Below are 6,994 nucleotides of genomic sequence, written 5' to 3' on the forward strand. Positions count from 1 at the left end.
AACAAGGAATCGAAGTAAGTACAAGACCGATTGCTGGAACGAGATCTAGAGGTGCGAATGAGCAAGAGGATGAAGCGTTAGCAAGAGAATTAATTGAGAACGAAAAAGAAAGAGCAGAGCACGTCATGCTTGTAGATTTAGAACGAAATGATTTAGGGCGTGTTTGTAAATACGGCACTGTAGAAGTAGATGAATTTATGGTAATCGAGAAATACTCACATGTAATGCATATTGTTTCTAATGTGCGTGGTGAGGTGGATGAAGATAAAGATGCTTTTGATTTAGTGAAGGCTGTATTCCCTGGGGGAACAATTACTGGTGCCCCGAAAATACGTACGATGGAAATTATTGAAGAATTAGAACCTGTTCGCAGAGGGATTTATACAGGTTCAATTGGTTGGATCGGTTATTCTGGAGATACAGAATTGAATATTGTAATTAGAACACTTCTTGCTAAAGATGGAAAAGCTCATGTACAAGCAGGAGCGGGAATTGTAATTGATTCAAATCCGGAAAATGAATATAAAGAGTCGTTAAAAAAGGCGATTGCTTTATGGCGTGCAAAAGAACGTAGTGAAGAAACGGTTAGGTGAGAGAAATGATATTAATGATTGATAATTATGATTCTTTTACATTTAATTTAGTGCAGTTTCTAGGAGAACTTGGACAAGAGCTTGTTGTTAAACGTAACGATGAAGTGACCATTTCAGATATTGAGAATATGAAACCAGACTTTTTAATGATTTCGCCAGGTCCGTGTAGTCCTAATGAAGCAGGTATTAGTATGGAGGTTATTCAATACTTTGCTGGAAAGATTCCGATTTTTGGGGTTTGTCTTGGGCATCAATCCATTGCGCAAGTATTCGGTGGAGAGGTTGTTCGTGCCGAGCGCTTAATGCATGGAAAAACGTCGCTTATGCATCATGACGGAAAGACGATTTTTTCGGATATTCCTAATCCGTTTACTGCGACGCGCTATCATTCCCTTATCGTTAAGAAAGAGACGTTACCTGATTGCTTAGAGGTAACATCTTGGACAGAAGAAGGGGAAATTATGGCACTCCGTCATACAACATTACCAATTGAAGGTGTACAGTTCCATCCGGAATCAATTATGACTTCCCACGGGAAAGAGTTGTTGCAGAATTTCATTCATAAATACAGTCCAAGTGTGACATCGTGTTAATTTACGTAAATGGTGAGTATGTAGAAGCAAGTGAAGCGAGAATTTCTCCTTATGATCATGGCTATTTATATGGCCTTGGGGTTTTTGAGACATTTCGTATTTATAATGGTCATCCGTTCTTATTGGATGATCATTATGATCGTTTAATAGATGCACTGAATACATTGCAAATCAAATGGACAATGACGAAAGATGAAGTATTGCTTATTTTGAAGAACCTACTCGTGGAGAATGAATTAGAGCATGCGTATGTCCGTTTTAATGTATCAGCGGGTATAGATGAAATTGGGTTGCAAACGGAAATGTATGAAGAGCCGTCTGTTGTTGTTTTTATAAAACCTTTAGCAGCCCCGGGAGATGTAGTGGAAAAAGAAGGGGTTGTTTTAAAGCAAGTGCGAAATACACCAGAGGGTGCGTCTCGCTTGAAGTCTCATCATTTTTTAAATAACATTTTAGGGAAACGTGAAATTGGAAATGTTGTGAATAAGGAAGGGATTTTCCTTACTGAAACAGGTTATGTTGCAGAGGGTATTGTTTCGAATCTCTTTTTCGTAAAAGGCGATATTTTATATACACCTTCGCTAAAAACAGGGATTTTAAATGGTATCACTCGTGCGTTTATTATAAAGGTTGCTGAAGAGTTAGGTATAGAAGTAAAGGAAGGTTTCTTTACAAAAGATGAATTACTTTCAGCTGATGAAGTTTTCGTGACAAACTCGATTCAAGAAATTGTTCCACTTTATCATGTAGAGGGACGAGATTTCCCGGGTAAAGTAGGTATGGTTACAAAAAGGTTTATGAGTCTTTATGAAATGCAGAGAGAGAAATTGTGGAGCAGAAATGAATTGTGAAGAGGAGATGTGTAGTTTGAAGTGGGATTATGATTTGCGCTGCGGCGAATATACATTGAACTTAAATGAAAAAACCTTAATTATGGGGATTTTAAATGTAACGCCAGATTCGTTTTCTGATGGTGGGAGTTACAACGAGGTAGAGGCTGCGGTGCGCCATGCGAAAGAAATGCGAGATGAAGGTGCTCATATTATTGATATCGGCGGTGAATCTACTCGTCCGGGTTTTGCTAAAGTATCAGTGGAAGAAGAAATAAAGCGAGTTGTTCCGATGATTCAGGCAGTTTCAAAAGAAGTAAAATTGCCTATTTCTATCGACACGTATAAAGCTGAAGTTGCAAAACAAGCAATCGAAGCTGGTGCTCATATTATTAATGACGTTTGGGGAGCGAAGGCGGAACCGAAAATCGCTGAAGTTGCAGCTCATTACGATGTACCTATTATTTTAATGCATAATCGCGATAACATGAATTATCGCAATTTAATGGCTGATATGGTTGCTGATTTATATGACAGTATTAAAATTGCTAAAAATGCTGGTGTGCGAGATGAGAATATCATTTTAGACCCAGGCATCGGTTTTGCTAAAACACCTGAACAAAATTTAGAAGCGATGCGTAATTTAGAACAGTTAAACGTACTAGGTTACCCAGTGCTGTTAGGTACTTCAAGAAAGTCCTTTATTGGGCATGTGCTAGATTTACCGGTAGAGGAACGTCTTGAGGGAACGGGAGCTACCGTTTGTCTCGGTATTGAAAAGGGCTGTGAATTTGTTCGTGTTCATGATGTGAAGGAAATGTCACGTATGGCTATGATGATGGACGCGATGATTGGTAAGGGGGGAAAGTAATTGGATAAAATCTATGTTCATGATATGGAGTTTTACGGTTATCATGGTGTATTCCCAGAGGAAAATAAATTGGGTCAGAGATTTAAAGTGGACTTAACGGTGGAATTGGATTTGAAGCGGGCAGGGGAAAGTGATGACTTAGAGTATTCTGTCAATTATGGAGAGCTTTTCGAATTATGTAGAAAAGTTGTTGAAGATAGAACGTATAAGCTTGTAGAGAGTATCGCTGAAAATATTGCTGCAGATATATTGAAACAATATGAGAGTATTTGCCGTTGTACAATTAAAGTAATCAAACCAGATCCGCCGATACCTGGGCATTATCGTGCTGTAGCAGTGGAAATTACGAGAGGGCGTCCATGAATAATATAGCTTACATTGCATTAGGCTCAAATATCGGAGAACGTCACACGTATTTAACTGAAGCGATTCAGTTTCTAAATAAAAATCCTTATATCCAAGTTGAGGATGTTTCGTCTGTATATGAAACGGAACCAGTTGGTTATACTGACCAAAGTTGCTTTTTAAATTTAGTTGTAAAAATTTCTACCAATTTATCACCGCAAGAGTTATTGAAGGTTACGCAAAGAGTAGAGAATGATTTAGGAAGAAAAAGGGAAATCAGATGGGGTCCGAGGACCATCGACCTTGACATTTTACTATATAATCAAGAAAATATTGAAGCAGAGAATCTTATTGTTCCGCATCCGCGGATGTTCGAAAGAGCTTTTGTTATCGTTCCGTTGTTAGAGATTAATCAAGATATTAAACAAAACATTTCACGTTCACAAGTAGAAGAAATGAAAAGGCGAGAGGGAGTAACGGTATGGAAGCAGAAAAATGGGGAAGACGCATTCGTGCTTTTCGAAAGCTAAAAGGCTATACGCAAGAAGGTTTTGCTAAAGAGTTAGGGGTATCTGTATCTGTTTTAGGTGAAGTTGAGAGAGGGAATCGATCGCCTTCCCAAGATTTTGTAGTAGAAGTTGCTAAGGCATTGAAGGTTTCGGTGGAGGAATTAATGCCAAAGTGACTATGAAGGAAGGAGTAAGTCGAGTGTTAAAGATCGCAAATATTGAGATGAAAAACCCGGTTGTATTAGCACCGATGGCGGGAGTGTGTAATTCTGCATTCCGTTTGACAGTAAAAGAATTTGGTGCAGGACTAGTTTGTGCTGAGATGGTAAGTGATAAAGCGATATTGCTTAATAACAAAAGAACATTAGATATGTTATATATTGATGAAAGAGAAAAGCCATTAAGTTTACAAATTTTCGGCGGAGAGAAAGAAACTCTTGTAGATGCTGCGAAATATGTAGATAAATATACGACAGCAGACATTATTGATATTAATATGGGGTGCCCAGTACCGAAAATCATTAAGTGTGATGCGGGAGCAAAGTGGCTTTTAGACCCGAATAAAATATATGAAATGGTAGCGGCAGTTGTAGATGCTGTTGAAAAGCCGGTTACAGTTAAGATGCGTATTGGTTGGGATGCAGATCATATTTTTGCAATTGAGAATGCGAAAGCTGTTGAGCGTGCTGGCGGACAAGCGGTAGCGGTTCATGGGCGTACACGAGTACAAATGTATGAAGGGAAAGCGGATTGGGATATTATTAAACAAGTAAAGCAAGCTGTAAATATCCCGGTTATCGGAAATGGTGATGTCGAAACACCACAAGATGCAAAGCGCATGCTTGATGAAATTGGTGTAGATGGTGTTATGATTGGTCGCGCTGCCCTTGGGAACCCGTGGATGATTTATCGTACGGTAAAGTATTTAGAGACAGGTGAATTAATGCCGGAACCGACAGTGCGCGAGAAAATTGACGTATGTATGTTGCATCTAGATCGTCTTATCGATTTAAAGAACGAAAATGTCGCTGTAAGAGAAATGAGAAAGCATGCAGCTTGGTACTTAAAGGGTGTTCGTGGTAATGCAACTGTACGTAATGGAATCAATGCTTGTAATACGCGTGAAGACCTTGCGAATGTATTAGGTGCATTTGTAGAAGAAGTAGAAGTGAAACAACAAACAATTCACGTTGGTTAATAATAGATAGGGAAGATTGACATTCTTCTATACACTTCCTATAATTACGTGAAAGAAAGAAGAACTGCCAGCTAGTTGCTGGCAGTTTTTCTAGTTGAGTAGAAAATGCTATACTGTATATATTGTAAAAATTAATAGAGCTGGAGTGATATCAATACCATGGATAACATGAACCACGAAGAATTAAACGACCAATTGCTTGTTCGTCGTGAAAAGTTACATAACTTACGTGAGCAAGGAATCGATCCGTTCGGTAAACGATTTGAACGTACAAATGCAACAAATGACTTATTAAGCTTATATGGAGAGTTCTCTAAAGAGGAATTAGAAGAGAAAGAAATCTCTGTTTCTATCGCTGGTCGTATTATGACAAAACGCGGTAAAGGAAAAGCTGGATTTGCACATATTCAAGATTTACATGGACAAGTTCAAATTTATGTTCGTAAAGATGCTGTTGGAGATGAAGAGTACGAATTATTTAAAACAGCAGATTTAGGTGACTTAGTAGGTATTGAAGGTAAAGTATTCAAAACAAACGTTGGAGAACTTTCAGTGAAAGCAACGGGCTTTACACTATTAACGAAATCTCTTCGTCCATTACCGGATAAATATCATGGGTTAAAAGATGTTGAACAACGCTACCGTCAACGTTACTTAGATTTAATTACAAGTATGGAAAGCCGTGAAACATTCGTTACTCGTAGTAAGATCATTCGTGAAATGAGAAGATACTTAGATGACAATGGTTACCTTGAAGTGGAAACACCTATGATGCATGCAATTGCAGGTGGAGCTTCTGCGCGTCCTTTCATTACACACCATAATGCGTTAGATATGGAATTATACATGCGTATCGCAATTGAACTTCATTTAAAACGCCTTATTGTGGGTGGATTAGAAAAAGTTTATGAAATCGGTCGTGTATTCCGTAATGAGGGTGTATCAACTCGCCATAACCCAGAGTTTACAATGATTGAATTATATGAGGCGTATGCTGATTATAAAGATATTATGAAACTAACAGAAAATATGGTTGCTCATATTGCGAAGCAAGTACTAGGTACAACAACAATCCAATATGGTGATTATGAAATTAATCTAGAGCCAGAATGGACACGTCTTCATATGGTAGATGCGATTAAAGAACACTCTGGAGCAGATTTCTGGAATCCAATGAGTGTAGAAGAAGCGCGTGAACTTGCAAAAGAACATAATGTAGGTATTAAGGATACGATGGAAGTTGGTCACATTATAAACGAATTCTTCGAACAAAAAGTAGAAGATAAATTAATCCAACCAACGTTTATTTACGGTCATCCGGTAGAAATTTCGCCACTTGCGAAAAAGAATGACGAAGATCCACGATTCACAGATCGTTTCGAATTATTTATCGTTGCACGTGAACATGCAAATGCATTCACTGAGCTAAATGATCCGATTGATCAAAAAGAACGTTTTGAAGCGCAACTAAAAGAGCGTGAACAAGGTAATGATGAAGCCCACATGATGGATGATGATTATATTGAAGCTCTTGAGTACGGTATGCCTCCTACAGGTGGACTAGGAATTGGTATTGATCGTCTTGTTATGCTATTAACGAATGCGCCATCTATTCGTGATGTATTATTATTCCCTGCCATGCGTCATAAACAAGACTAAGCTTTGGAGATTTCTCCAAAGCTTTTTTTATTTGAGTAAGAGTTACATGGGGATAGTAGTTCTTGATGGCGCAAGAAATTATATTTATATAGAAGAAATATGCTGTTTTTATACTTTTTTACTAAGTTAAAAATTTTATTAGAAAAACTATTGCATTTTAATAATCAAACTGGTATATTTATATTCGTTGCCACGAAAGGTAACAAGCAAAACAAACGAAAAACAACTTATTGAAAAAAGTTGTTGACGAAAATATAATGAAATGTTATATTAATAAAGTCGCTTCTGAGCGACAGACAAGTTCTTTGAAAACTGAACGAAACAAACAACGTGAAACGTCAATTTTTATTTTTAGATGCTAGACAAACTAACTTTATTGGAGAGTTTGATCCTGGC

Annotated in this window: 8 protein-coding genes and 1 pseudogene; all 9 read left to right on the forward strand. The window is 37.8% G+C overall.

Annotated elements, in window-relative coordinates:
• A pseudogene (gene pabB, locus MR113_RS26350) lies at positions 1–593 on the forward strand (aminodeoxychorismate synthase component I); the annotation flags it as partial.
• A 5-nt stretch (positions 594–598) separates the two neighbouring features.
• On the forward strand, positions 599–1,186 hold the full coding sequence (gene pabA, locus MR113_RS26355) for an aminodeoxychorismate/anthranilate synthase component II (RefSeq protein ID WP_242257389.1): 588 nt from the start codon (positions 599–601) through the stop codon (positions 1,184–1,186).
• On the forward strand, positions 1,180–2,037 hold the full coding sequence (pabC, locus tag MR113_RS26360; protein ID WP_242257390.1) for an aminodeoxychorismate lyase: 858 nt from the start codon (positions 1,180–1,182) through the stop codon (positions 2,035–2,037). Before pabA ends, pabC begins: the two co-directional genes overlap by 7 nt.
• A complete protein-coding gene (folP, locus tag MR113_RS26365; RefSeq protein WP_242257391.1) occupies positions 2,027–2,887 on the forward strand; it encodes a dihydropteroate synthase in 861 nt (286 codons plus the stop codon). Before pabC ends, folP begins: the two co-directional genes overlap by 11 nt.
• Positions 2,888–3,250 (forward strand): dihydroneopterin aldolase, encoded by a 363-nt coding sequence (gene folB, locus MR113_RS26370; RefSeq protein ID WP_242257392.1) that lies wholly within the window; start codon positions 2,888–2,890, stop codon positions 3,248–3,250.
• Positions 3,247–3,762: a 2-amino-4-hydroxy-6-hydroxymethyldihydropteridine diphosphokinase gene (gene folK / locus MR113_RS26375; RefSeq protein ID WP_001059441.1), complete on the forward strand. Its 516-nt coding sequence runs from the start codon at positions 3,247–3,249 to the stop codon at positions 3,760–3,762. Before folB ends, folK begins: the two co-directional genes overlap by 4 nt.
• Positions 3,714–3,917, forward strand: coding sequence for a helix-turn-helix domain-containing protein (locus MR113_RS26380; protein ID WP_000387029.1), 204 nt, complete (start codon positions 3,714–3,716; stop codon positions 3,915–3,917). The genes folK and MR113_RS26380 overlap by 49 nt, the downstream gene beginning before the upstream one ends.
• A gap of 23 nt (positions 3,918–3,940) precedes the next feature.
• On the forward strand, positions 3,941–4,939 hold the full coding sequence (gene dusB / locus MR113_RS26385; protein WP_242257393.1) for a tRNA dihydrouridine synthase DusB: 999 nt from the start codon (positions 3,941–3,943) through the stop codon (positions 4,937–4,939).
• A 159-nt stretch (positions 4,940–5,098) separates the two neighbouring features.
• Positions 5,099–6,598 (forward strand): lysine--tRNA ligase, encoded by a 1,500-nt coding sequence (gene lysS, locus MR113_RS26390; protein WP_000369672.1) that lies wholly within the window; start codon positions 5,099–5,101, stop codon positions 6,596–6,598.
• Positions 6,599–6,994 lie beyond the last annotated feature (396 nt).

The sequence above is a fragment of the Bacillus cereus group sp. BfR-BA-01379 genome, assembly GCF_022663605.1.
Classification (GTDB): Bacteria; Bacillota; Bacilli; order Bacillales; family Bacillaceae_G; genus Bacillus_A; species Bacillus_A mobilis.